Consider the following 21700-nt stretch of genomic DNA (forward strand, 5'->3'; position numbering starts at 1 on the left):
CCCGCGCTCCTTCAGGGCGCCGCGCGCGCCCCGCGCACCGTGTAGGCGGCCGCCCCGGCCAGGAACAGCACGGCCGCCGTCGTCCAGGCGGTCCCGCCCGCCGCCGGCTGGAGCAGCCATGCCCACGCCGGCAGCGAGCCGCCCGGCAGCCCCGAGACACCCAGGTACACCGCGCTCACGTACGCGAACACCGGCAGCCAGCACAGCCGGGCGCCCAGCACCACCGCTGCCGCCGCCGTCAGACCGGTGCACCCCAGTACGTTGCGGATCATGGCGAGCGGGCCGAACGTCTGCGCCTCGGTGAGTACCGCGAGCGGGAGCAGGGCCGCCGCGAGCGCGGTCAGCGCCGACAGGTGGGCCGCCCTGCGGTGCCACCAGGGGCGCACCTCCGTGCGGTCCAGTTCGTCGGAGGCGCTATGCAGGCCGGTGCCGATGGCCGCCGACGCGATCAGCGGGGCCAGGGCGACCACCGGGACCCGGCGCTCGGGGTCGAGGTGGGTGTCCAGGGCGTGCGCAGCCCACACCGCCAGCAGCGCGGTCGCGACCAGCGTGGCGACCGTCTGCGGCACGGCCCGGGAGCGGGCGTGGAGGACGAGTCCGGTGGCTGTCACAGGGCGGGTACCCCGCTCGCGTCACAGCCCGTCGCCGTGGCGAAGTACTCCGACAGCCACTCCCGGCGGCGCTCCTCGTCCATCGCCAGCAGCCGGGCGCGCGCCTCCTGTCGGGCCTTGAGCCCGGCACGGCTCTCCGCGTCGCCGCGTGCGTCGAGCCGGTCGAAGTACGCCTCCGTGGGGCTCGGCGCGAGATAGTGCTCCACGGCGGCGTCCGTGGCGGCCGGCTCGGGCTCCGTACGGGAGCAGTCGCCGCGCCCGACCAAGGCCATCCCGGCCTCCCACGCGAACCGCTCCGGATCCACCAGCCTGCCCCGTACGACCGACCAGCCGAGCGAGTCGACCGACGGCAGCCCCACCTCGTCCGCGCGCTGCGGACCCCGGCCGTCGGCGAATCGGACCGGCACGTTCCGTACGCCCTCCAGTCGGCCGGTGAGCCCGGACAGCGCGTCGGTGATCTGCGGCAGGAGCTTCTCGTACCGGGCGTTGACGCAGATCTGCGGCGTGGTGGAGGTGTCGCACACCTGGCGCAGACTGACCGGATTGGGCCGGGTCAGGCCCTCCCCGGTCTGGGTGAGCAGGACCGCGGCGGCGGTGGCGGCGACCAGCGGCAGCAGGGCGGTGGCCCGGCGGCGGGCCGCGTGCGCCAGGACCGCGGCGAGGGTCAGACCGCCGAGCCAGGCCGTCATGGCCGGCGGCCGCCACCAGACCTGGACCTCCTCGGGCCAGGAGTCGAGCAGCGGGGAGAGGTGGGAGAGCGCGCCGCGGTGGTCGTAGGACAGCACGCCGAGGACGACGTACCCGCCGATCGCCAGCAGCGGGGCCGCCAGCCGCCAGGGCACGACCCGGCCCACGACATGGCCCGCGAGCGCGGCGCAGCCGAGGAGTACGGCGTCCGTCAGCGGAACGACCAGGTACGGACTGTCCCCGGTGGCGCAGTACCAGGTGGCCAGCAGGGCGAGCCCGGCGGCGGCCAGGTGCCCCGCGACCACCCAGGCCGCGACCGGGAGCGCCGCGGCGAGGAAACGGGACAGCGACCCGCGCACGGAGGTGCGCAGCAGCTCGCCGGTGCCGCGCCGGTGTTCCCGTCCGCCCTGCCAGCACCCCGCGGCCAGGGCCAGCGGGATGCCGAGCAGCACCGCCCCGAAGTGCGCCCGGTCCCGGGTCTCGGCCCAGCCGCCCTGCCAGGTGACCGCCACGATCGCCAGCGACACCAGCAGGGTGACCAGGACCGCGGCGCCCGCGAGCGGAGCGAAGCCGCGCCGGTACTCGGGGCGCAACGGATGCGCGGGACGCGTCGGTCTCCGCTCCGCGAGCAGCGTCATCGGACCGTCACCTGCGCCGCGGTGAGGGACGCGCGGTGGCTGCGCAGTGCGGCCGTGTAGCCGCGCTCGATGGGTTGGTCGCCGACGCCGTCGGCCGTGGCGCCGAGTTCGGTGAGCGAGCGGGGCGTCCCGCGGTAGGCGAGGCGCCCAGCCGCGACGAGCGTGACGTCCGTGCAGGCCGCGGCCACGTCCTCCACCAGGTGGGTGGAGACCAGCACGGTCGACGAAGCGCCCAGCTCGCGCAGCAGCTCACGGAACTCCACCCGCTGCTCGGGGTCGAGTACCGCGGTCGGCTCGTCCAGCAGCAGGACGCTCGGGTCGTTGACGATCGCCTGGGCGATGCCGACGCGGCGGACCATCCCGCCGGACAGCGTGCGGATCTTGGCGTCGATCCGGTCGGCGAGCCCCACCCGGGCCACGGCCCGCTCCACCGCCGCCGGGGCGGAGGCCGCGGGCATTTCCTTCAGCCACGCCAGGTACGCCACGAACTCGCGCACGGTGAACCCCGGGTAGTAGCCGAACTCCTGCGGCAGATAGCCCAGCCGGCGGCGGACCTCGGCCCGGCCGCGCGGGTCGGCGATGTCCTCGCCGAGGATCTCCACCCGGCCGCCGTTCGGGGCGGCGACCGTGGCGAGGACCCGGATCAGCGAGGTCTTGCCCGCGCCGTTCGGGCCGAGCAGCCCGTGCACCCCGGGCCCGAAGTCGAGGTCCAGCGAGTCGAGCGCGACGGTCTTGCGGTGCCGGACGTGCAGCCCGGCCACCTGGATCGTGGTCAAAGGTGCTCCTGGGAAGGGAAAGGGGAGGGGAGGGGAGGGGGGATGGGGAGGGGAGAAGGGGTGGCGGCGCCGGGGGGCCGGGGCCGCACGCGGGTGGGCGTGCGGACGGGGCCGTGGCCGTGCCGGAGCCGGGGGAGGTTCGGGGCGGCGCGCTTCGGCGTACGTCGGCGCGTGGTTCGGTGCTTTGCGCGGCGGTTGTGCGCCGTGCCACCGGGGGCGGTGCCGTTGGCCGCCGTGCCGCCGTGCCGCTGTGCCGCCGTGCCGCCGCGCTGCCGTGCCGCCGTGCCGCCGCGCTGCCGTGCCGCCGGGCCACCGGGGTGGCGGCGCCCGACGGGCGCGGGTCAGGGCCGTTCGAGGCGGTCGTACGCGGTGCGGCGGGTGGCCAGCAGTGCCGCGCACAGCACGGCCGCCGCCGCCCAGCCGCCCTGCGCCGGCGCGCCGCCGACGTACGCGGACAGCCGGTCCACCAGGGCCTCGGACGCCGCGCCGTCCTGTGCCGCGAGGGGCGGCGCGAGGACCGCGCACAGCCAGCCGACGCCGGTCACGGCCGTCGCCGTACGCAGTCCGAGCCACCCGCCGAGGGCCAGCGAGGCCAGCGTCAGCGCGAGCCCCGGCAGCAGCCAGGCGGCACCCCCAGGCGCACCGGACGACGGCAGCAGCAGCCCGGCGAGGACCAGCAGCGGCAGGCTCACGGCGAGGACGACCGCGGTGCGCGCCAGCACCAGGCGCAGGCCCGCGGACGGCGTGGCCGCGGCGAGTTCGTGCACCGGGTCGGCGTGCGGGCCGTAGGACAGGGCCACCCCTGCGACCGGTACGAGGGGCGCCACGGCCAGCAGCAGGGGACGGGACCCCTCGAAGCCGGCCCAGTGGCCGAGCGCCACCGCGCCGAGTACCGCCAGCAGCACCGCCGGCAGCCAGGCCCCGCGCACGGCGGGACCGGCGGCCCACAGCAGGCGGGCCGCGTGGAGGCGTACCGCCGGACCGGGTCGTCCGGGGGATCCGGGCAGTCCAGGGGATCCGGGCAGTCCGGGGGAGTGCGGCAACCCGGCGTTCCGGCCGGAGGTGCGCGCCGCCGCGACCGGCCGCGGGGGAGCCGCCGCGAGGACCGCCCGCCGTACGGAGTCCAGCGCCGGGCCCGCCGCGGTGGCGCGCACCGACCGGGAGACGCGGTCCGCGCACGCCCCGCAGGACTCCAGGTGCTTCTCCAGCGACCAGGCGTCGGAGTCCGGCAGGGACCCGTCGGTGTAGCGGGCGACCAGGGCGTCGGACGCGTGCCAGTCGGTCATGCCGGGCCTCCCAGCGGGGACGGGTTCAACTGGGCCAGTGCCGAGCGCAGTTCGGCGCGGGCACGGTTCGCCCGGGACTTCACGGTGCCCTCGGGTATGCCGAGCAGCCGGGCCGTCTCACGGGTGGTCAGACCGTCCACGACCGTGGCGCGCAGCACCTCGCGCAGCTCCGGCGAGATCCGGTCCAGGGCCGTGCCCACATCGCCGAACTCCAGCCCCGCCAGCACCCTCTCCTCCGCGGAGGGCGCGGACGCGGCGGGCTCGTACCCGGACCGGGTCCCGTCGATCGGCGTGGTCTCCAGGCGTGCGGCCCGCTCCTGCGCCCGCCGCGCGTCGACCAGCCGGCGTGCCGCGATCGTCCACAGCCAGCCGCCCGCCTCCTCGCCGCGGTGCGCCCCCGCCGACCGCCACACCGTGACGAAGGTGTCCTGGAGTACCTCCCGCACCACCTCGGGGTCCGCGCAGCGCCGGGTCAGCCGGGCGTGCAGCCAGCCCGCGTGCCGGTCGTACAGGGCGGCCATCGCGGCCGAGTCCCCGGCGGCGACGTCCCGCAGCAGCACGGTGTCGGCCGCCGCTCCCTCGTCCTTCTCCCGATGGCCCCCCATGGGGCGGAACAGTCTCACACCCCGTCTATCGACGGCCCGGACGGAACCGGTTCACGCCCGCTCGACGGAGCGTCGGGCCGCGCCGGAGGCACCCTTGACCAAGCGTCGGGCCGCGCCGGAGGCACCCTCGACGGAAGGCGGGCGAACACGGACGAACGCGGGCGGCCGAGACCGTTGCGACGGTATTGTCCGGGTCTGGAAGTGTCACGGCGGAGCGGAATGTGACGACAGGCACGTTGTCCGCCCGGGCACGTCTGCCGCCGCGTCCGCTGGGTAGGGCTGCGGTAACCCGCAAGGGCCTGGCCGGCGCCCGCCGCCGGAGAGGCCGTAGGTCGCCGTACTCGACAAGGAGGCCCCCGTGGCCGCATCGGCACACCTTCTGCTCACCGCCCTGTCCAAACCCGAGGCGCTCACCGAGCCCGAACCGCACGGTTGCGTCTTCAGCGCGCAGAGCGCCGGCGCCGAACCCCCGCTGACCAGCGAGCCGGCCCTGTCCGCGGTCGAGCCGCTGACCAGCGAGCCGCCCCTGCACGAGGACCCGCCGCTGACCAGTGAGCCCCCGCTGCACGAGGTCCCGCTGACCAGCGAGCCGCCGCTGTCCCTCGCGGAGCCGTTGACCGGTGAGGTCTTCTCCCTCGACCCGGACCGCGCGAGGCCGTAGATGACAGAGCGGCGGTCGGCCGAACCCCCGTCCGAGGACGCCCCCTCCGAGGCCCTGTCGCGCCTCGCGGAACTGCACGGCGTCGCCCCCTTCTACCGCCCCTCCCCGGACGTCACGGTCCGGGCCTCGGCCACCGCGCTCACCCTCGCGCTCACCGCGCTCGACGTCGACGTGCGCACCCCCGAGGCCGTCGCACGCGCCCTCGCCGCGCGGGAGGACGTGCTGCGCGGGCGGCTGCTGCCGCCGACGCTCGTGTGCTGGAGCGGACCGGACACCGCGCCGCCCGCCGCCGTCACCGGGCTTCCGCCCGGCACCCGCCTGCGGATCGAGACCGAACAGGGCGGCACGAGCGAGGCCGTCGACGGGCTCCCGCCCGGCGTCCACCGGCTCACCGCGACCGCGCCGGACGGCCGGACCGGCACGGCCCACCTCGTCGTCGCACCGGAACGGCTGCCCGCCACCACCGGGCGCACCCACGGACTCCTCGTCCAGCTCTACTCCCTGCTCTCCCACCGCTCCTGGGGCATGGGGGACCTCGGGGACCTCGCCGAACTCGCCGACTGGGCGGGCCGGACCCTCGGCAGCGGCTTCGTCCAGGTCAACCCCCTGCACGCGGCGGTACCCGGAGCGCCCACCGACCCCTCCCCCTACCGCCCCTCCTCCCGCCGCTTCCCCGACCCGGCGCATCTGCGCGTCGAGGACATCCCGGAGTACGCCCTCGTCGAGGACGGCGAGCGGGTCCGGGACCTGCTGGAACGCGCCGGGCGGCTGCGCGAGGCGGTGCTGGAGAAGGACGAACTGATCGACCGCGACGCCGTCTGGGAACTGAAGCGGGACGCGCTGCGCCTGGTCGCCGAAGTACCGCTCGCCCCCGAACGGCACGCCTCCTACGCCGCCTTCCTCGCCGAGGAGGGCCAGGCCCTGGAGGACCACGCCACCTGGTGCGCCCTCGCCGAGGTGCACGGCAGCGACTGGCGCGGCTGGCCCGCCGACCTGCGCGACCCCCGCTCCGCCGGGACCGCACGGGCCCGCGAGGAACTGGCGGACCGCGTCGGCTTCCACTCGCTGCTCGCCTGGCTCACCGACGCCCAGCTCACCGCCGCCCAGCGCACCGCGCGCGAGGCGGGCATGCCGGTCGGGATCGTGCACGACCTCGCGGTCGGCGTGCACCCCGAGGGCGCCGACGCCTGGGCACAGCAGGAGTACTTCGCCGCCGGGATGTCGGTCGGAGCGCCCCCGGACGCCTTCAACGCACGGGGCCAGGACTGGGGGTTGCCGCCCTGGCGCCCCGACCGCCTCGCCGAGTCCGGCTACACGCCCTACCGGCGCCTGCTCAAAGCCCTGTTCCGGTACGCCGGCGCGCTGCGCATCGACCATGTGATGGGCCTCTTCCGGCTCTGGTGGGTCCCGCAGGGCCACCCGCCCACCGAGGGCACCTACGTCCGCTACGACGCCGAGGCGATGCTGGCGATCCTGGTCCTGGAGGCGTCCCGGGCCGGGGCGCTGGTGATCGGCGAGGATCTCGGCACGGTGGAGCCGGGCGTGCGCGAGGCGCTGCGCGCGCGGGGCGTACTCGGCACCTCGGTGCTGTGGTTCGAACGGGACTGGGAGGGCGACGGCCGTCCGCTCGCCCCCGAGGACTGGCGGTCCGACTGCCTGGCCACGGCCACCACCCACGACCTGCCCTCCACGGCCGCCCGCCTCACCGGTGAGCACGTCGAACTGCGCCACCGGCTCGACCTGTTGACCCGCTCCCTGGCGGAGGAGCGCGCGGAGGCGGCGGCGGACACCGGGGAGTGGCTGGCGCTGCTGGCCCGGCTCGGCCTGCTGCGCGGAGACTGGGCGGCGCGCGGGGACGGCGCGGCCCAGGGCGATGGCGCGGCGCGCGAAGACGGCGCGGCTCAGGAGGACGCCACGGCCAGGGAGGAGGCCGAGATCCAGGCCGTGCACCGCTTCCTGCTGCGCACCCCGGCCCGCATGGTCGGCCTCTGGCTCCCCGACACGGTGGGCGACCGCCGGCCCCAGAACCTCCCCGGCACCTGGGACCAGTACCCGAACTGGCGCCTGCCCATCGCCGACGCGGACGGCAGACCGGTGACCCTGGAGGACCTGATGACCTCACCCAGACTGCACGCGCTGCTGGAGGTACTGCGCCACCCGGACGCCTAGCCGTACGAGGCCCCGTTCCGGCTCCCGGGGCCTCCTACGCACCCCCGGGCGCGCGGCCCCGACCGGGGTTCGATACTTTGGCACCGTGGACAAGAAGAACGCCCTGCGCGCCGGCGCCCTGGCTGCCGGTACGACGCTGATGATGCTGCTCATGTCGTCCCCCGCGCTCGCGCTGACCCGCGACGACGGTGACGACCCCGGCACCGGCCTGAGCGTCATCGAGACGCTGGGGCTGTTCGTCGTGGCCCCGATCGTCCTGTTCGTGGCGATCACCGCCCTGGTCATGGTGCTGGACCGCTCGAACCCGGAGCACCTGGTCAGGACCAAGCCGAAGGCGAAGGCCCCCGCGAAGGTCTGACCCCACCCGAACTCTTCGAGGGCGCCGCCCCCCACACCTGTACGCGCAGACCGCCGTACGGGGCCGGGGGCGGCGCCTTCCGTGTCTCCGGCGTCGGTTCCGCACCGTCGACGGCCGGCCCGGCCTCCTCGTCGTCCGCGGCTTCCTCGTCGTCCGCGCCGCCATCCCCGTCCGCGCCGCCCTCACCTCCGACCGGATCCTCACCTCCCGCCGGATCCTCGCCGCCCAGCGGATCCTCGTCGGCAGCCGAGTCGCTTTCGCCCGCCGAGTCCCCGCCCGCCGCCGGGCCCTCGCCCGCCGCCGGGCCCTCCGGCGCGGTCACGGGTTCGGGGCCGTCAGGTACCGCTGAACCGTCGGCGCCAGCCATGCCACCACCTCCTCCGGGCGCAGCGCGACGGCCGGCGGCAGCCGCAGCACGTACCGGGTGAGCGCCAGCCCCAGCAGCTGCGTCGCGATGAGCCCCGCCCGCGTCGGACTCTGCTCGGGGTCGGGGCACACCTGCCGGGCGAGCGGCAGCAGTTGCTCCCCGAAGATGTGCTGCATCCGCTCGGCCCCGGCCTGGTTGGTGACGCCGACCCGGAGCAGGGCGGTGAGCACCTCGTTCTCCTCCCACAGGTGCAGGAAGTGCAGGACCATCGCCTCGCCGACCTCCGCGCGCGGCAGGCGGTCCAGGTCCGGCAGTTTCAGGTCGACCGAGACGGCCGCAGCGAAGAGCCCCTCCTTGTTGCCGTAGTAGCGCATCACCATCGACGGGTCGATGGCGGCGTCCTTGGCGATGGCCCTGATGGTGGCCCGTTCGTAGCCGTCGGCGGCGAAGCGTTCGCGGGCCGCGGCGAGGATCGCCGTGCGGGTGGCGTCGGAGCGGCGGCGACCCCCGTTCCCGGAATCGGCCGCGGTACTGCGTTCATTTCCAGTCATGCCAACAAGCGTAGGCCAACGAGCGTGGGCCAACAAGTGTTGACTCCCGATGGGCGGGGCAATAGTCTCGTCAACGAGTGTTGGCCAACAGGTGTTGGCGAACCGGAGGCGTTGGCTCTAGGAGGCAACCATGAATGGCATCGGCACCGGCCTCGGTATCGGCACCGACCCGAACCCCACCCCCCGCCCGGGCGCCGAGGACACGACTCGCTCCGTGATCGTCGTGGGCTGCGGTCCCACCGGTCTGCTGCTGGCCGGCGACCTCGCCGCCGCCGGCGTGCCGGTCACCCTAGTCGAGAAGCGCCCGCACAAGATCAGCAACCTCTCCCGCGCGATCGTCGTCCACGCCCGGACCCTCGAACTCCTCGACGCCCGCGCGCTCTCCGAGGAGGCCGAGTCGCTCGGCCGGCGGCTGGACCGGATGCGCCTGTTCACCCGGCTCACCGTCGAGTTCGACACCCTCCCCTCCCGCTTCAAGCACCTGCTCGTCCTGCCGCAGTACGAGATGGAGCGGATCCTGGAGCGGCGCGCGGTCGCGGCCGGGGTGCGCTTCCGGTACGAGACCGAGGTGACCGGGCTCAGCCAGGACGAGGAGGGCGTCACGCTGGAGACGCGCGGCCCCGCCGGCGCCGCCGAGACGCTGCGGGCCGCGTACGTCGTCGGCACCGACGGGATGCGCAGCACCGTGCGCGGCGCGGTGGGTCTGCCCTTCCCGGGCCGCTCCGTGATCCGTTCCGTCCTGCTCGCCGACGTCCAACTGGCCGAACCGCCCAACGAGATGCTCTCCGTGCACGCCAACGGCGACGCGTTCGTCTTCTTCGCGGACTTCGGCGACGGCTACCACCGGGTCGTGGCCTGGGACCGCCGCCGGGACACCCCCGAGAGCGAGCCGCTGCACCTGGAGGAGGTCCGGGAGACCGTCCGGCGCGCCGCCGGTCACGACTTCGGGATGCACGACGCCCGCTGGCTGTCCCGCTTCCACAGCGACGAACGCCAGGCGCCCGCCTACCGCGTGGGCCGGGTCTTCCTGGCCGGCGACGCCGCCCACGTCCACACCCCGGCCGGCGGCCAGGGCATGAACCTCGGGCTTCAGGACGCGGCGAACCTCAGCTGGAAGCTCGCGGCGGTGGTCCAGGGCCGGGCGAAGGACGCGCTGCTCGACACCTACCAGGAGGAGCGGCACCCCGTCGGCACCCAGGCCATGCGCAGCTCCGGTGCCATCGTCCGGCTCGCCATGGCCAAGCACTCCTGGGAGCTGGGGATGCGGGCCACGCTGACGGCCGGCCTCAACGCCCTCAGCCCGCTGCGCCGCAAGGTGGCCCTCCAGATCACCGGCATCGGCGTCGACTACGGCGCCCCCGAGGGCGCCCACGCCCTCACCGGCTCCCGGGCGGCCGACGAGGACCTGGCGGGCGGCCGTCTCTACGAGGCGCTGCGCGGCGGCCGGTTCGTGCTGGTCACCCCGGAGGAGTGCGCGGACAAGACGGGCCTGGAGGACGTCCTGGCGGTGGAGCGCCGCGCGGGCCGCGGACGGGACGGCTCCCTGACGGTGCTGGTGCGCCCCGACGGGTACGTGGCCTGGGCGGCGGACGCGCCCTCCCGGGCGGAGGTCGAGGCGGCGGTGGCCGCGCACGTGGGGGAGCGCGTCTGCCTGGCCCCCTGAACCGTCTCCGGGCCGCCCGCTAGCGGGCGGACTCCCCGGTCCCCTCCAGCAGTTCCCGCAACAGGTCGGCCAGCTGGCCGGCCTGTTCGGCGTTCAGGGCGGAGAGCGCCTCCGTCTGGAGGGCGAGTCCGGTGCCGACCGCATGGTCGACCAGGTTCAGCCCCTGCTCGGTCAGCGTCACCTGGAGCCCCCGGCGGTCGTGCGGGTCGGGGGAGCGGCGCAGCAGCCCCGCCCGCTCCAGCTTGTCCAGCCGCCCGGTCATCCCGCCGGTGGTGAGCATCAGCGTCGCCGAGAGCTGACGCGGCGAGAGCGTGTACGGGGTGCCGGAACGGCGCAGGGTCGCCAGCACGTCGAACTCGCCCCGGGAGATCCCGTGGCGGGCGTAGCCCTTCTCCATGCGGTCGCCCATGGCGCGGGCGAGGCGGGTGATCCGCCCGAAGACCTCCATCGCCGCGGTGTCGAGGTCGGGCCGCACGGCCGCCCACTGGTCGATGATCGCGTCGACGGCGTCGGGGCGCCGGTCAGGGCGTGCGTTCATGTGCCGAGTATCCGGTCCGGAAGGGTCGCCCGCAAGAAAGTGGCTTGACGGAAAGTTGCTTAGCGTTAAGCTACTTGCCATCGACCTTATTGAGGGGTGTGTCCCATGGCCACCAGCCGTCCCGCGCTCACCGCCGTCACCGCCCTGGCGCCCGTCTCGTGGGGCACCACCTACTACGTCACCACCGAGTTCCTCCCGCCGGACCGCCCGCTGTTCACCGGGCTGATGCGCGCGCTGCCCGCCGGTCTGCTGCTGCTCGCCGTCGCCCGGGTACTGCCGCGCGGGTCCTGGTGGTGGAAGTCCGCGGTGCTCGGCGCCCTCAACATCGGTGCCTTCTTCCCGCTGCTCTTCCTGGCCGCGTACCGGCTGCCCGGCGGTCCGGCCGCGGTCGTCGGCTCCGTCGGGCCGCTCCTCGTCGTCGGCCTCTCGGCGCTGCTGCTCGGCACCCGGCCGACCGCGCGGGCCCTGGTCACCGGGGCGGTCGCGGTGGCCGGGGTGAGTCTGGTGGTGCTCAAGGCGGTCGGCGCGCTGGACGGGCCCGGCCTCCTCGCGGCCCTCGCCTCGACCGCGTCGATGTCCACCGGCACGGTGCTGGCCAAGCGGTGGGGACGTCCCGAGGGCGCCGGACCGACCGCGCTGGCCGGCTGGCAGCTCACGGTCGGCGGTCTGCTCATCGCGCCGGCCGCCCTGCTGGTCGAGGGCGCGCCGCCCGCCCTGGACGCCCGCGCGGCCGCCGGGTACCTCTACCTGGCCCTCGCCGGCACGGCGGTCGCGTACTGGCTCTGGTTCCGCGGCATCGGCCGCCTCACCGCCACCCAGGTCACCTTCCTGATCCCGCTCTCCCCGCTCACCGCGGCCCTCGTCGGGTGGGCGGCCCTCGGGGAGTCGCTGACCCCGGTGCAGCTGACGGGCATGGCGCTCGCACTCGGCGCGACGGTCGCCGGGCAGCTGGTGGGCGCCGGCGCGGTCACGGTACGGCTCCTCCGCCCGACCCGCGAGAAGTCCCGGCGCACCACCACCGCCGACGCCCCGGCGGACCCGGCTCACGCCCCGGTGCCGAGTGCCGGCGCCGCCCGACGCTAGGACACGGCGCCCGTAGAGCCAAGGGGCGCCGACCCTTGGCAACCCCGCCTGCAAGGCGAAGGGGCGCCGGCCCCTGGCAACTGCCCAGGACCGGCGCCCCTTCCCCGTAACGGCCCGTACCAGCCGTACACCGGCCCGTACCGGCCGTATCCAGCCGTATCCAGCCGTACCGGCCGTTGTCCGGCCCTACCCGCTATCCGGCCGCCGCGTCCGCCGCCTGGGCCTTCAGGGCGCGCTCCACGCCCGACCGCGACTCCGAGACGAGGCGGCGCAGGGCCGCGTTCGGCGCGGCGGCGGTCAGCCAGGCGTCCGTCTTGGCGAGGGTCTCCTCGGAGACTTGCACCGTCGGGTACAGACCGACCGCGATCTGCTGGGCGATCTCGTGCGAGCGGGTGTCCCAGACCGACTTCAGGACCTCGAAGTACTTGTCCGTGTACTCCGCCAGCAGCTCACGCTGGTCCGTCTGCACGAAGCCCGCGATCACCGCCTCCTGGACCGCGTTCGGGAGCTTGTCGGACTCCACCACCTGGGTCCAGGCCTCCGCCTTCGCCTCCGGGGTCGGACGGGCCGCGCGGGCCGTCGCCGCGTGGCGCTCGCCCGCGGCGGTCCGGTCCCGCTCGTACTCGCCCGCGATCTCCGTCTCGTCGTAGCGGCCCACCGCGGCGAGCCGCTGGACGAACGCCCAGCGCAGCTCGGTGTCGACGGCCAGCCCCTCGATCGACTGCGAGCCGTCCAGCAGGGCCTCCAGCAGGTCCAGCTGCTCCGGCGTCCGGGCCGTCGCCGCGAACGCCCGCGCCCACGCCAGCTGGTGGTCGCCGCCCGCCGGAGCGGTACGCAGATGCGCCAGCGTCGCGTCGGTCCAGCGGGTCAGCAGCGCCTCACGGGCCGCCGGGTCGGCGTACAGCTCGATCGCCAGCTTCACCTGGCGGTGCAGCGACTGCACGACACCGATGTCCGACTCCTTGCCGATGCCGGACAGCACCAGCGAGAGGTAGTCCCGGGTGGCCAGCTCCGCGTCCCGGGTCATGTCCCACGCGGACGCCCAGCACAGGGCGCGCGGCAGGGAGGACTCGAAGTCGCCCAGGTGCTCGGTGACGAACGCCAGCGACTCCTCGTCCAGGCGGACCTTGGCGTACGACAGGTCGTCGTCGTTGAGCAGGACGACCGCCGGACGGCGCCGGCCGGCCAGCTGCGGCACCGCCGTCAGCGCGCCGTCGACGTCCAGCTCCAGACGCTCCTCGCGCACCAGCTTGCCGGTGGCCTCGTCGAGTTCGTACAGGCCGACCGCGATGCGGTGCGGACGCAGCGTCGGCTCGCCCTGGGCGCCCGCGGGCAGCGCCGGGGCCTCCTGGCGGATCGCGAAGGAGGTGATGAGACCCTCCGCGTCCGTCTCGATCTCCGGGCGCAGGACGTTGATGCCGGCCGTCTCCAGCCACGCCTTCGACCAGGCCTTCAGATCACGCCCGCTGGTCTCCTCCAGCGCCCCGAGCAGATCGCTCAGCCGCGTGTTGCCGAACGCGTGCGCCTTGAAGTACGCCTGCACGCCCCGGAAGAACTCGTCCATGCCGACGTAGGCGACCAGCTGCTTCAGGACCGAGGCGCCCTTGGCGTAGGTGATGCCGTCGAAGTTGACCAGGACGTCGTCCAGGTCCCGGATCTCGGCCATGATCGGGTGCGTGGAGGGCAGCTGGTCCTGCCGGTAGGCCCACGTCTTCATGGAGTTGGCGAACGTCGTCCAGGCGTGCGGCCAGCGCGAGCCGGGCGCGTACGCCTGGCAGGCGATGGAGGTGTAGGTGGCGAACGACTCGTTCAGCCACAGGTCGTTCCACCACTCCATGGTGACCAGGTCGCCGAACCACATGTGGGCCAGCTCGTGCAGGATCGTCTCGGCCCGCATCTCGTAGGCCGCGTCCGTCACCTTGGAGCGGAAGACGTACTGGTCGCGGATGGTCACCGCGCCCGCGTTCTCCATCGCGCCCGCGTTGAACTCCGGCACGAAGAGCTGGTCGTACTTCCCGAACGGGTAGTCGTAGTCGAACTTCTCCTGGAACCAGTCGAAGCCCTGCCGGGTGACCTCGAAGATCGCGTCGGAGTCGAGGTACTCGGCGAGCGAGGGACGGCAGTAGATGCCGAGCGGGACGGTCTGGCCGTCCTTCTCGTACACGCTGTGCACCGAGTGGTACGGGCCGACGATCAGCGCCGTGATGTACGTCGAGATCCGCGGCGTCGGCTCGAAGGCCCAGACGTCGTCCTTGGGCTCCGGCGTGGGCGAGTTGGAGACGACGGTCCAGCCGGTCGGCGCCTTCACGGTGAAGCGGAACGTGGCCTTGAGGTCCGGCTGTTCGAAGGAGGCGAAGACCCGACGGGCGTCCGGCACCTCGAACTGGGTGTAGAGGTAGGCCTGGTCGTCGACGGGGTCGACGAACCGGTGCAGACCCTCACCGGTGTTGGTGTACGCGCAGTCCGCGACGACCCGGAGGACGTTGGGGCCCTCCAGCAGGCCCGCGAGCGCGATCCGGGAGTCCTTGAAGACCTCGGCCGGGTCGAGCGCGTCGCCGTTGAGGGTCACCTCGTGCACGACGGGCGCCACCAGGTCGATGAAGGACTCGGCTCCGCCCTCGGAAACGTCGAAGCGCACCGTGGTCGCGGACCGGTAGGTGCCGCCCTCCTGCGCGCCGGAGAGGTCGAGATCGATCTCGTACGAGTCAACGGTGAGCAGCTTCGCCCGCTGCTGCGCCTCTTCGCGAGTCAGGTTTGTGCCAGGCACGCGGTCATCTCCTCGTTATGTGTGGGTTCGGTCATCCTTCCATGCGACCCGCACGGAAGGCGATGTCCGTTTACCGCCGGTCAGTGCGGCGCGCGGGCGGGAGCCTGGGGAGCATGACGACCCACACCGCACGCCCCATCGAGCCGCAGGTCCTGAAAGAGCTGCGCGTCACCGACGACGCCGGGCGGGCCACCGTGCCCCGCACCGACCACGAGGGCGGCGCACCCCTGCGCTGCTGTCTGCGCCGCAGCGCCCCCGGCGAGCGGATCGCGCTGGTCAGCTACGCGCCGCTGCGCCGCTGGGCGGCCGCGACCGGAGCCGACCCGGGCGCCTACGACGAGCAGGGCCCGGTCTTCGTCCACGCCGAGGAGTGCGCCGGCCCGGCCGGTGCGGGCTACCCCTTCGCCCGCACCCACCGCACGGTCCGCCGGTACTCCGCCGACGGACGCATCCTCGGCGGGGAACTCGTCCGGTCGCTCGACGACGAGGTCTTCCACAACGCCTTCGACGACCCGGCCGTGGCGCTGGTCCACGTCCGGGCCGTCGAGTACGGCTGTTTCCTCTACGAGGTGCGGCGGGACTAGCCCTTCAGCTCCGCCGCCACCAGCTCCGCGATCTGCACCGCGTTCAGCGCGGCGCCCTTGCGGAGGTTGTCGTTGGAGACGAACAGGGCCAGGCCGTGCTCCACCGTCTCGTCGGCACGGATCCGGCCCACGAACGAGGCGTCCTGGCCGGCCGCCTGGAGCGGGGTCGGGATGTCGGAGAGGACCACACCGGGGGCGCCGGCCAGCAGCTCGGTGGCGCGCTCGGCGCTGATCGGGCGGGCGAAGCGGGCGTTGACCTGGAGGGAGTGACCGGAGAAGACCGGGACCCGGACGCAGGTGCCGGACACCTTCAGCTCCGGGATCTCCAGGATCTTGCGGGACTCGTTGCGCAGCTTCTGCTCCTCGTCGGTCTCGTTCAGACCGTCGTCGACGAGGTTGCCCGCGAGGGGCAGCACGTTGAAGGCGATGGGGCGCTTGTAGACCTGCGGCTCGGGGAAGTCGATCGCCTCGCCGTCGTGGGTCAGCTTGTCCGCGTCCGCGACGACCTTCTGCGCCTGGCCGTGCAGTTCGGCCACGCCCGCGAGGCCCGAGCCGGAGACCGCCTGGTAGGTGGCGACGACCAGCGCCTCCAGGCCCGCCTCCTCGTGCAGCGGACGCAGCACCGGCATCGCGGCCATCGTGGTGCAGTTCGGGTTGGCGATGATGCCCTTGGGCCGGTCCGCGATGGCGTGCGGGTTCACCTCGGACACCACCAGCGGCACCTGGGGGTCCTTGCGCCAGGCCGAGGAGTTGTCGATCACCACGGCGCCCTGCGCGGCGACCTTCTCGGCCAGCGCCTTGGAGGTCGCGCCGCCCGCGGAGAACAGCACGATGTCCAGGCCGGTGTAGTCGGCCGTCGAGGCGTCCTCCACCGTCACGCCGTCCAGGACCGTCCCCGCCGAGCGGGCCGAGGCGAACAGGCGCAGCTCCGTGACCGGGAAGTTCCGCTCGGTGAGGATCCTGCGCATGACCGTGCCGACCTGGCCGGTTGCTCCGACGATTCCTACCTTCACGGCGACTCCTTGGTATGACGTGCTCTGTGTGCCCAGACGCCCGGGACCCTTCCATCATGCGCGGGACCCGGGCGGATGTGTCCAATCGTTTGCCCAAAGGGCGGACAGTCACTCCTGTCGGCCCCGCTGGTCGATCACCCACCCGCCGATGGCCCTGACGTGCACGATTCCCGCCGAGACGCGGTACGGGCCGGAAGTTGCGGTGACTTTGAGCGCGGGGAACGGGTTTTCGTCCAGTGGGTGGAGGTGCTGGAGGCCTCCGAGTGAGACGTACGGCACCTCCACCGGCGGTCCGATGTGACGTACGACTCCCCGCGCGGCGCCCCGGGCGGACCGGGGAGTGCGCGGTCACGTCGCCCGGAGAGATCGCGCGGAGGACTCCGGAATTCGGGCCGAACGTTTCGGCCCCCGCCGGCGTCTTAGGGGAAACGCGGCTGGGGAGGGGTGGCTGTGCTGCGCGGAATGACCCGTCGCGGCCAGGGGGACGGAGCGCCGAAGGCGCCGGACGACCCGCTGGACGCGACTCAGGAGCGCAGGGTGCGAGCGGTGCTCGCACTCGGCGGGGTGCCGCAGACGGACCTGCCGGACGGGGTGCAGCAGGTCCGTCTGCGACTGTTGGAGCGCGCCGCGAGCGGCCGGGAGGCGCCGCGGGACGTCTCGGCGTGGGCGGCGGTCGTCGCCTCCAACCTCGCCATGGACTGGCACCGGGCCAAGCGCCGCCAGGAGCGGATCGGTGAACGCCTGGCCGCCCTGCGCCAGTCGGAGCACCCCTCCGGAGAGGACACCAGCCTGCTCTCCCTCGCCGTCGCCCAGGGGCTGGACGAACTGCCCGACGCGCAGCGCCAGGTGGTGGTCCTGCGCTTCTTCGCCGACCTGCCGGTGCGGGACATCGCCGAGCAGCTCGCGATCCCCGAGGGCACGGTCAAGAGCAGGCTGCACACGGCGGTCCGGGCCCTGCGCTCCCGCCTGCACGAGGACGAGGTGGTGTGACGTGACCGCCGAGAACCGTGGCGTCGACGCACTGATGGCCGCGATCACCGACGAACCCCTGCCCGAGGGGGCGGACGCCGCGTTCCTCGCCGAACACCGTTCGGCCGCCGCCGACATCGAGCTGCTGCGCGAGCAACTGGGCGTCATCGGACGGGTGCTGGCCGAGGAGGGTGATCCGGTCCCGGCCGAGCGCCCCGCCCCGGCGCCCCGCTCACCGCGTCCGGTCCGTCCGGTCCGGCGCCGGATGTTCCGTGTGACGCTCGGCTCCCTGGCGGTGGCGGCGGCCGCGAGCGTGGTGGCGGGCCTGGGCTGGCTGGTCTCCGTGTCCGGCACGGGCGCGAGCGGCGACGCGGCGTCCTCGGCCGCCGACAGCGCCAAGTCCGGCGGCACGCCCGCCTCCCAGGAAGCCGCTCCCGCCTTCGCGAACCCGCACTATCTCGCCTGTGCCGCCCTGGTCGCCGAGGCGGAGGTCACCGCCGCCGCACCGGCCGCGGGTGCCGGGGCGCGGGTGACGCTGGAGCTGACCCGGGTCCTCCAGCAGGCCGGTGGGCGGACGGCCGCGAAGCGGGACCGGCTCACCTACCTCGTCGACGAGAACACGGTGCCCGGTCTGCGGGCGGGCGACCACGTCCTGTTCGGCGTCCCACGCGGGGCGGAGGCGCCCGACCTGTGGGTCGTGGGCGACCGGGAGATCGCCCTGGAACGGGAGTGGATCACCCGCACCCTCCCCGAGGCCCGCTCCCGGGGCTGCGACTGAGACGGTCCCGGACAGGAGAGGCCGCGGGACCCGCCACGGTGCCCGGCCCGTCATGGCACCGGACCCGTGACGGCAGGATCCGCGACCGCGCCGGATCGGCCGCGGCGCATGGCCCGCGAGGCCGCCGGACCCGCCACGGGACCGGCCTCCTGCCCGCGCCGGACCCGTGATCGGCCCCGGACATGAGAAAGGGGCGGGCGCCCCGACGGACGCCCGCCCCGGTCAGCCGGGTGTGGTTACGGCGTGACCTTCTCGATCTTGACGCTGCCCGCGCCCGCGACGGTGCCGCGCGCGTTCAGCAGCTGCACCTGGCCGAAGAACTCCCGGCCCTCCGGCGCGGCGGCCGCGGCGGTGACGCTCGCCGAGACCGTGGCGGAGTCGCCCGTGCCGAGCTTCACCGACGCCGAGTCGTCGACGCTCACCGAGCCAAGCGCGGCGGAGAAGAACACGTCGAGGTAGTCGTAGGCGGTGGAGCCGGCCGGCACCGAGTAGCCCACGATCTCGATCGTGTAGGTGCCGGCGGCCGGCGTCGCGATGGAGACCGACTCCTCCGAGTCACCGTCGGCGGACTGGCCGACCTGGTTGCCGTCCTGGTCGTAGACGGTCAGGTCGAGGTCGGCGGCGGTGTCGGAGACGTTGCCGATGGAGACGTCCAGGGACGCGGCGCCCGCGGGCACCTCGACCGTGGCGGTCTGCGTCTCGTGGTCGGCGATGGTCGGCCGGTCCGACTTGGACGAGCCGAGCGGGCCGCCGGCCAGCTTGCCGTCGAGGGCGGCGAACTTGTTCGTCACCGTCCAGGACGCCTCGACCGGGGTGCCCACCTCGGCCTCCGCCACGGTCACGGTCTCCGGGTCGAAGGCCGCGCCGAGGACGGTGACGTCCAGCTTGTAGGGGTTGTCGAGCAGCGGCGACGTACGGCGCGACTCGACCTCGATCTCCCAGACGCCGGGCTGCGGGTCCGCGTACGAACGCAGGTCCGGGCGGCAGCCGTTGCCGTCGAGGTAGTTGTTGTAGCAGTTCGGCGTGGACGTGGTGTCGACCGGGACGCCGTAGGGGTGGATGGCGATGAAGCGGGTCTGGCTCGTGGCCTTGAGCCCGCCGATCGCGACCTCCAGCGACTTGGCGCCCTCGGGCACGGTCACGAAGTAGTGCTGGGTGCTGTTGCGCTGCACCGTGCCGGACGCCGAGTAGGTGTACTTCAGCGGCGCGGAGACCACGACCGTCGACATGACCTGCTTGTCGATGCCCTCGGTGCGCGGGTCGTCGACCTCCAGGATCGCGCTCTTCAGCCCGGCGGACTTCGGCGCGGCCTGCACCTTGACGGTGACCGGCTGGTTCAGCGGCAGCTTCACCACGTCGTCGCCGAGGATGCGGAAGGTACCGCCCGCGTTGTTCTCGAAGTACAGCTCGTGCCGGATGGCGCGGTCGGCGCCGGACGTACGGGTCAGGGTGATCTCGTACGTCTTCTTCTGGCCGGCCTTGAGACCGCCCTCACGGTCGTACAGACCGGTGCCGAAGCCGGGGGTCTTCAGGAACTGGTCGATCGCGGTGTCGACCGGCGCCTTCACCGAGTAGGTGTGGGCGGTGGCACCGTCCTTGATCGAGTCCCAGGCGTCCGGGACGTTGATCAGGCCGGCACCCTCCTCGTACGCCTGGACGCCGCTGATGTGGTCGGCGGTCGAGGTGAGGGCGGTGCGCAGGGTCGCCGGGGTCAGCTCGATGCCCTTGCGCTTGGCGGCGCTCAGCAGCAGCGCGGAGGCGCCGGCGGCCTGCGGGGAGGCCATCGAGGTGCCCTGGAGCATGCCGTACCCGGCCGGCAGGGTGTAGCCCGCCTCGGCGACCGGGGCGCCCGGCAGCCAGGTCTGGATGGTGTTGATCGCGGCACCCGGCGCCACGAGCGTCGGGGTGAAGCCGCCGTCCTCGCGCGGGCCGCGGGAGGAGAACGGCATCATGGCGTACCGCTTCTTCACCTTGGACCCGTAGTTGGCGGCCCAGGTCTCCCGGGAGACGGAGGCGCCGACCGAGATGACCTTCTCGGCCAGGGAGGGGTCGCCGATGGTGTTGGCGCCGGGGCCGGAGTTGCCCGCGGAGATCACCAGCTGGACGCCGTAGGTGTCGATCAGGCGGGTGTACAGCTCGGCGCGCGCGTTGTTGCCGTCGTTCAGCGCCGGCAGACCGCCGATGGACATGTTGACGATGTCCACGCCACGGTTGACGACGAGGTCGATCATGCCCTCGGTCAGCGCGACGTTGGTGCAGCCGCCGGTCCAGGTGCAGGCGCGGGAGGAGACGACCTTGGCGCCGGGCGCCGCGCCGTTCATCTCTCCGCCGAACAGGCCGTTGGCGGCGGTGATGCCGGCCACGTGGGTGCCGTGCTCGGACTCGATGACGCCGATGTTGACGAAGTCGCGCTTCTGGCCGACCCAGTCACCGCCGTAGGGGTCCATCGGGACGTCCTTGCGGATCTCCACGACGAACGGCTGCCGCTCGGCGACGTCGGTGTCCGGGTTGTCGGTGCCGAACCAGCCGATCTGGAAGCCGTCCTTGTACGGCTTCATCGGGGTGTCGTCACTGAAGTCGGAGTTGTTGTTCAGGTCGACCCGGACCGTGCCCGCGGTGGCGTCGTACAGCACGCCCCAGACGTCGGTGGTGTCGCCGTCCCGGTTCGCGTCGCCCTTGGCGTCGCCGCCCGCGGTGACGGACTCGCGGAACAGGTTGACCTGGTACGACCCGGCGGGTGCCGTCCAGGTGCGGCCGGAGTAGGTGAAGCTCGGCCCGGAGACGTTGGTCGTCATCGCACGCCAGGTGGCGTCGCCGTCGACGATCGGGTCGGTCGCGGTGACCCAGTCGACGATCTTGCGCTCACCGGTGGTGGTCTTCTGGAGGGCGGGGTGCGAGAGGTCCACGCCGGAGTCCAGGACACCGATGGTGATGCCGCGGCCGTCCGCCTTCGGGTGGTCCTCGACGAAGTCGACGGCACCGGTCTCGAAGGAGGGGTTGTACGGGTTCTCGGCCGGGGTCCGCTTGCTCGGGGCCGGGTAGGCGGCCGCGGTCGACGCCGACTTCCTGGTGGAGACGGCCGGGTCGTCGAGCGGGATCTCCTCGCGCAGGTCGATGCCGTGCACGGAGGACAGCTTCGCCGCGGCCGCGATCGCCGCGTCCGCCTTGCCGGTCGGCACGGTGGCGCGGACGTAGCCGAGCTTGTCGTAGGTACGGCCCACCGAGCCGCCCTTGACCGCGTCCAGCTGCTCGGCGACCTGCTCGGTGCCGCCGGGAGCGGTGGCGATCATCATCGTGACGTTCTTGTCGCCGGCCGCCTTGGCGGCGGCCAGCAGGTCCGCGTCGTCCGAACCGAGCTTTTCGTGCGCGGACTTGACGGCGGGGTCGGCCGCGGCCGGGGTGTCCGCGGCGAAGGCCATGGGTATCGGCCCCGCGGCGGAGAGCGCGGCCACGAGCCCCGCGGCCACGGCTATCCGGGCCGCCCGTCTGGCACCCGTTATCGGATCGCGCTGGGGGGTGTGGGTCATCGGCATCCCTTGTAGGTAAAGGAACGAGCGTGGAACGATCGCTCAGCCTTACGCAAGGATCAGATGTTT

18 protein-coding genes are annotated in these 21700 nt (G+C 73.7%); 8 read left to right on the plus strand and 10 right to left on the minus strand.

The window, feature by feature from the left end; genetic code table 11:
* Nucleotides 1–11: 11 nt before the first annotated feature.
* The 5 genes from AB0E07_RS14570 to AB0E07_RS14590 form a co-directional block, all read right to left on the minus strand.
* Nucleotides 12–611, minus strand: a complete 600-nt coding sequence (locus AB0E07_RS14570) for a hypothetical protein (protein ID WP_362250416.1) — start codon at nucleotides 609–611, stop codon at nucleotides 12–14.
* Nucleotides 608–1936: a hypothetical protein gene (locus AB0E07_RS14575; RefSeq protein WP_362250419.1), complete on the minus strand. Its 1329-nt coding sequence runs from the start codon at nucleotides 1934–1936 to the stop codon at nucleotides 608–610. Before AB0E07_RS14575 ends, AB0E07_RS14570 begins: the two co-directional genes overlap by 4 nt.
* Nucleotides 1933–2712: an ABC transporter ATP-binding protein gene (locus AB0E07_RS14580; protein WP_362250422.1), complete on the minus strand. Its 780-nt coding sequence runs from the start codon at nucleotides 2710–2712 to the stop codon at nucleotides 1933–1935. Before AB0E07_RS14580 ends, AB0E07_RS14575 begins: the two co-directional genes overlap by 4 nt.
* Before the next feature lie 341 nt (nucleotides 2713–3053).
* Nucleotides 3054–3998 carry a zf-HC2 domain-containing protein gene (locus AB0E07_RS14585; RefSeq protein WP_362250425.1) on the minus strand — a complete coding sequence of 315 codons (945 nt, stop codon included), beginning with the start codon at nucleotides 3996–3998 and terminating at the stop codon, nucleotides 3054–3056.
* Nucleotides 3995–4603 carry an RNA polymerase sigma factor gene (locus AB0E07_RS14590; RefSeq protein ID WP_362250428.1) on the minus strand — a complete coding sequence of 203 codons (609 nt, stop codon included), beginning with the start codon at nucleotides 4601–4603 and terminating at the stop codon, nucleotides 3995–3997. Before AB0E07_RS14590 ends, AB0E07_RS14585 begins: the two co-directional genes overlap by 4 nt.
* Before the next feature lie 358 nt (nucleotides 4604–4961).
* Here AB0E07_RS14590 and AB0E07_RS14595 point away from each other — a divergent pair, with 358 nt between their 5' ends.
* The 3 genes from AB0E07_RS14595 to AB0E07_RS14605 all read left to right on the plus strand — a co-directional run bounded on the left by AB0E07_RS14595 (nucleotide 4962) and on the right by AB0E07_RS14605 (nucleotide 7791).
* Nucleotides 4962–5264: a hypothetical protein gene (locus AB0E07_RS14595; protein ID WP_362250431.1), complete on the plus strand. Its 303-nt coding sequence runs from the start codon at nucleotides 4962–4964 to the stop codon at nucleotides 5262–5264.
* Nucleotides 5265–7433 (plus strand): 4-alpha-glucanotransferase, encoded by a 2169-nt coding sequence (malQ, locus tag AB0E07_RS14600; RefSeq protein ID WP_362250434.1) that lies wholly within the window; start codon nucleotides 5265–5267, stop codon nucleotides 7431–7433.
* A gap of 85 nt (nucleotides 7434–7518) precedes the next feature.
* Nucleotides 7519–7791: a hypothetical protein gene (locus tag AB0E07_RS14605; RefSeq protein ID WP_362250437.1), complete on the plus strand. Its 273-nt coding sequence runs from the start codon at nucleotides 7519–7521 to the stop codon at nucleotides 7789–7791.
* Between the two features lie 318 nt (nucleotides 7792–8109).
* Here AB0E07_RS14605 and AB0E07_RS14610 read toward each other — a convergent pair whose 3' ends face one another.
* Complete coding sequence (locus AB0E07_RS14610; protein ID WP_362250440.1) at nucleotides 8110–8709, minus strand: TetR family transcriptional regulator; 600 nt, start codon at nucleotides 8707–8709, stop codon at nucleotides 8110–8112.
* A 130-nt stretch (nucleotides 8710–8839) separates the two neighbouring features.
* Between AB0E07_RS14610 and AB0E07_RS14615 the strand changes: the two genes are divergently transcribed.
* Nucleotides 8840–10372 carry an FAD-dependent monooxygenase gene (locus AB0E07_RS14615; RefSeq protein ID WP_362250443.1) on the plus strand — a complete coding sequence of 511 codons (1533 nt, stop codon included), beginning with the start codon at nucleotides 8840–8842 and terminating at the stop codon, nucleotides 10370–10372.
* 19 nt (nucleotides 10373–10391) lie between these two features.
* Here AB0E07_RS14615 and AB0E07_RS14620 read toward each other — a convergent pair whose 3' ends face one another.
* Nucleotides 10392–10910 carry a MarR family transcriptional regulator gene (locus AB0E07_RS14620; protein WP_362250446.1) on the minus strand — a complete coding sequence of 173 codons (519 nt, stop codon included), beginning with the start codon at nucleotides 10908–10910 and terminating at the stop codon, nucleotides 10392–10394.
* Nucleotides 10911–11015: 105 nt separating this feature from the next.
* Between AB0E07_RS14620 and AB0E07_RS14625 the strand changes: the two genes are divergently transcribed.
* Complete coding sequence (locus tag AB0E07_RS14625; RefSeq protein ID WP_362250449.1) at nucleotides 11016–11993, plus strand: EamA family transporter; 978 nt, start codon at nucleotides 11016–11018, stop codon at nucleotides 11991–11993.
* A gap of 193 nt (nucleotides 11994–12186) precedes the next feature.
* Here the strand turns inward: AB0E07_RS14625 and pepN are convergent, their stop codons facing one another.
* Nucleotides 12187–14760, minus strand: a complete 2574-nt coding sequence (pepN, locus tag AB0E07_RS14630; protein WP_362250452.1) for an aminopeptidase N — start codon at nucleotides 14758–14760, stop codon at nucleotides 12187–12189.
* A gap of 113 nt (nucleotides 14761–14873) precedes the next feature.
* Here pepN and AB0E07_RS14635 point away from each other — a divergent pair, with 113 nt between their 5' ends.
* Entirely contained in the window at nucleotides 14874–15344 is a 471-nt protein-coding gene (locus AB0E07_RS14635) for a DUF1203 domain-containing protein (RefSeq protein WP_362250455.1), read from the plus strand.
* On the opposite strand, the gene AB0E07_RS14640 is transcribed toward AB0E07_RS14635, so the two are convergent.
* Nucleotides 15341–16357 carry an aspartate-semialdehyde dehydrogenase gene (locus AB0E07_RS14640; protein WP_362250458.1) on the minus strand — a complete coding sequence of 339 codons (1017 nt, stop codon included), beginning with the start codon at nucleotides 16355–16357 and terminating at the stop codon, nucleotides 15341–15343. The genes AB0E07_RS14635 and AB0E07_RS14640 overlap by 4 nt on opposite strands.
* Before the next feature lie 450 nt (nucleotides 16358–16807).
* On the opposite strand from AB0E07_RS14640, the gene AB0E07_RS14645 reads away from it, so the two are divergent.
* Nucleotides 16808–17347: a sigma-70 family RNA polymerase sigma factor gene (locus tag AB0E07_RS14645; RefSeq protein ID WP_362250461.1), complete on the plus strand. Its 540-nt coding sequence runs from the start codon at nucleotides 16808–16810 to the stop codon at nucleotides 17345–17347.
* Between the two features lies 1 nt (nucleotide 17348).
* Nucleotides 17349–18104, plus strand: a complete 756-nt coding sequence (locus AB0E07_RS14650) for a hypothetical protein (RefSeq protein WP_362250464.1) — start codon at nucleotides 17349–17351, stop codon at nucleotides 18102–18104.
* Nucleotides 18105–18340: 236 nt separating this feature from the next.
* On the opposite strand, the gene AB0E07_RS14655 is transcribed toward AB0E07_RS14650, so the two are convergent.
* Nucleotides 18341–21631: a S8 family serine peptidase gene (locus tag AB0E07_RS14655; protein WP_362250467.1), complete on the minus strand. Its 3291-nt coding sequence runs from the start codon at nucleotides 21629–21631 to the stop codon at nucleotides 18341–18343.
* Nucleotides 21632–21700: the final 69 nt, after the last annotated feature.

Origin of the sequence: Streptomyces sp. NPDC048002, assembly GCF_040653275.1 — a bacterium.
GTDB lineage: Bacteria > Actinomycetota > Actinomycetes > Streptomycetales > Streptomycetaceae > Streptomyces.

What these genes read in the sequence shown, in the direction of transcription:
- AB0E07_RS14575 (WP_362250419.1), bottom strand. Translation starts at nt 1,936, where the DNA reads ATGACGCTGCTCGCGGAGCGGAGACCGACGCGTCCCGCGCATCCGTTG.
- AB0E07_RS14585 (WP_362250425.1), bottom strand. Translation starts at nt 3,998, where the DNA reads ATGACCGACTGGCACGCGTCCGACGCCCTGGTCGCCCGCTACACCGAC.
- AB0E07_RS14590 (WP_362250428.1), bottom strand. Translation starts at nt 4,603, where the DNA reads ATGGGGGGCCATCGGGAGAAGGACGAGGGAGCGGCGGCCGACACCGTG.
- malQ (WP_362250434.1), top strand. Translation starts at nt 5,265, where the DNA reads ATGACAGAGCGGCGGTCGGCCGAACCCCCGTCCGAGGACGCCCCCTCC.
- AB0E07_RS14610 (WP_362250440.1), bottom strand. Translation starts at nt 8,709, where the DNA reads ATGACTGGAAATGAACGCAGTACCGCGGCCGATTCCGGGAACGGGGGT.
- AB0E07_RS14615 (WP_362250443.1), top strand. Translation starts at nt 8,840, where the DNA reads ATGAATGGCATCGGCACCGGCCTCGGTATCGGCACCGACCCGAACCCC.
- AB0E07_RS14620 (WP_362250446.1), bottom strand. Translation starts at nt 10,910, where the DNA reads ATGAACGCACGCCCTGACCGGCGCCCCGACGCCGTCGACGCGATCATC.
- AB0E07_RS14625 (WP_362250449.1), top strand. Translation starts at nt 11,016, where the DNA reads ATGGCCACCAGCCGTCCCGCGCTCACCGCCGTCACCGCCCTGGCGCCC.
- AB0E07_RS14635 (WP_362250455.1), top strand. Translation starts at nt 14,874, where the DNA reads ATGACGACCCACACCGCACGCCCCATCGAGCCGCAGGTCCTGAAAGAG.
- AB0E07_RS14655 (WP_362250467.1), bottom strand. Translation starts at nt 21,631, where the DNA reads ATGACCCACACCCCCCAGCGCGATCCGATAACGGGTGCCAGACGGGCG.